The organism is Pseudomonas sp. HMWF006, from assembly GCF_003061205.1.
Lineage (GTDB): Bacteria > Pseudomonadota > Gammaproteobacteria > Pseudomonadales > Pseudomonadaceae > Aquipseudomonas > Aquipseudomonas monsensis.
The window spans coordinates 10,939-13,367 of record NZ_QAIU01000643.1 but is presented as its reverse complement, the minus strand read 5'-3'; the positions used below and the strand labels follow the sequence as shown (position 1 = coordinate 13,367).

The window sequence follows — 2,429 nt, the reverse complement described above, 5'->3', positions numbered from 1 at the left end:
CCAATCCTCCGAGCCGGAATCCGGGGTCAATCCGGTGGCGCGGATGCTGGTCTTCATCAATAGCCTTGATGGCAAAGTCGCGTTCAAGCACAACCACATCACCGATGCCGCGCGGTACGCCGCCGACAACTGGGGCCTGGATTACCTCGGCAACACACTGGGCGTCGGTTTCTCCGACGCCTTCATGGGGCCGCTGACCACTTCGCTGACTTACGTCGCAATGGACGACAACGCCTTCAAACTCGCGGTCAACCTGCGCGTTCCGAAGGGTAAATCGCCGGAGAAGCTCAAGGCTGAAATCGCCGACAAACTGGCAGCGTGGAGCAAGAAGAATCACGTAGCCGTCGCCTTCGACTATTCGATTGCCGAACCGATGTATCGCAACCCTGAGGGCGAATGGGTCAAGGCGCTGCTGGCGGTCTCGACGGAAAACCTCGGTATGAAACACGAGTTCGGCACGTCCGCTGGGGCGACGTCGGTGCATGAGTTGCCAAATGGCGTGCAATTCGGTCTGGCGCGCCCGGAGGTCAAGTACACCGGCCACACCGACGGTGAATTCAAGACCGTCGATCAATTCCAGCTCGATCTGCAGATCGTCACGGAAATGATGGGCCGGATCGGCCAGTTACCGAAGCTTTAACAGCATTTGTGGCGAGGAAGCTGGCTCCCTCGCCACAATTTTTTAATCGCCGGATAATCCTCGCCGCTCATCGTTGCGCAGCAGGCAACACAGAATGATCATCAAACCGATTGATAGCCACCTAACGAAAGGTGCATGCTAGAGGGCTCGCTCGAGCCTTATATCATTCCGAATGATAGTTACCTTTGCTTCATTCGATTCGTGCCATCACACCTCGCCGAGCATCATCCGCCCATCTTCAATACATTGGCGGATGCATCCATGGAACAGTCACTCAAACATTTGCGCTTCCCGTTGGCCCTGTTGGCCGTGCTGGTGATGAGCGCTTGCGGCAAGACTCCGGAGACTGCCGCCACCATGCCCGCAGCGAAAGTCAGCGTGGCCAAGGTGCTGGAACAACCGGTCAACGAGTGGGACGAATTCACCGGGCGCCTCGAGGCGCCGGAAACCGTTGAAATCCGTCCACGGGTCTCCGGCCAGATCGACGACGTCGCCTTCACCGAAGGTGCGCTGGTCAAGAAAGGCGATTTGCTGTTCCAGATCGACCCACGTCCGTTCCAGGCCGAGGTCCGCCGCCTCGAAGCCCTGGTCGCCCAGGCCCGCGCCAACGCCACCCGCAGTGAAAACGAAGCCGGCCGCGGTGAACGCCTGCGTGCCAGCAACGCCATCTCTGCCGAACTGGCCGACTCGCGCACCAGCGCTGCGCAAGAGGCCCGCGCCGCCGTCGGCGCCCTGCAAGCGCAACTGGACCTGGCCAAACTGAACCTGAGTTTTACCCGCGTGACCGCGCCAATCAGTGGCCGCGTCAGCCGTGCCGAGATCACCGCCGGCAACCTGGTGACCGCCGACACCACAGCGCTGACCAGCGTCGTGTCCACCGACAAGGTCTACGCCTACTTCGACGCCGACGAGCGCGTGTTCCTCAAATACACCCAGTTAGCCCGTAACGGTCAACGCGGCGCCACTACCCCGGTGTACATGGGCTTGTCCAATGAAGACGGCAACCCGCACCTCGGCCAGATGAACTTCGTCGACAACCAGGTCAACCCGAAAACCGGCACCATCCGTGGTCGTGCGGTGTTCGACAACAGCGACGGCACCTACACCCCGGGCCTGTACGCACGCTTGAAACTGGTCGGCAGCGGCACCTACAACGCCATGCTGATCAATGACGAAGCGGTCGGTACTGACCTGGGCAAGAAGTTCGTGCTGGTGATGGATGCGGACAACAAGACCGCCTACCGCGCCGTTGAACTGGGTCCGAAGATCGAAGGCCTGCGCATCGTCCGTACTGGCCTGAACAAAGACGACACGATCATCGTCAAGGGTCTGCAGCGAGTACGTCCGGGTTCTCCGGTCACCCCTGAAGTAATCCCGATGGCCAGCGAGCAAACCATTGCCGCCCTGGCTCAACAACGTCAAGCGCTGGAAGCCAGCAACCTGCCCAAAGTCGCCCCTGCCAAAGGCGCGTCCGGTTCGGTTGTGAAGCTGGCTGCTACGACCCCACGCGGTTAAGGGACGACAACTCCGATGAATTTTTCCCAATTCTTCATTTCACGGCCCATCTTCGCAGCGGTGCTGTCGCTGCTGATCCTGATCGCCGGTGCGATCTCGCTGTTCCAGCTACCGATCAGCGAATACCCGGAAGTCGTGCCGCCAACCGTGGTGGTACGTGCCAACTTCCCGGGCGCCAACCCTAAAGTCATCGGTGAAACCGTGGCCGCTCCGCTGGAGCAGGCCATCACCGGCGTCGAGAACATGCTGTACATGTCCTCGCAGTCGACCGCCG

At 60.4% G+C, this 2,429-nt stretch carries 1 protein-coding gene and 2 pseudogenes; all 3 read left to right on the top strand.

Translation table 11 applies throughout. The annotated features are described in order from the left end of the window. Positions 1 to 640: pseudogene (locus DBR24_RS29775) on the top strand (dipeptidase); the annotation flags it as partial. 261 nt (positions 641 to 901) lie between these two features. Next, positions 902 to 2,155, top strand: coding sequence for a multidrug efflux RND transporter periplasmic adaptor subunit MexE (gene mexE / locus DBR24_RS29770; protein ID WP_128616485.1), 1,254 nt, complete (start codon positions 902 to 904; stop codon positions 2,153 to 2,155). A 15-nt stretch (positions 2,156 to 2,170) separates the two neighbouring features. After that, positions 2,171 to 2,429: pseudogene (locus DBR24_RS34460) on the top strand (efflux RND transporter permease subunit); the annotation flags it as partial.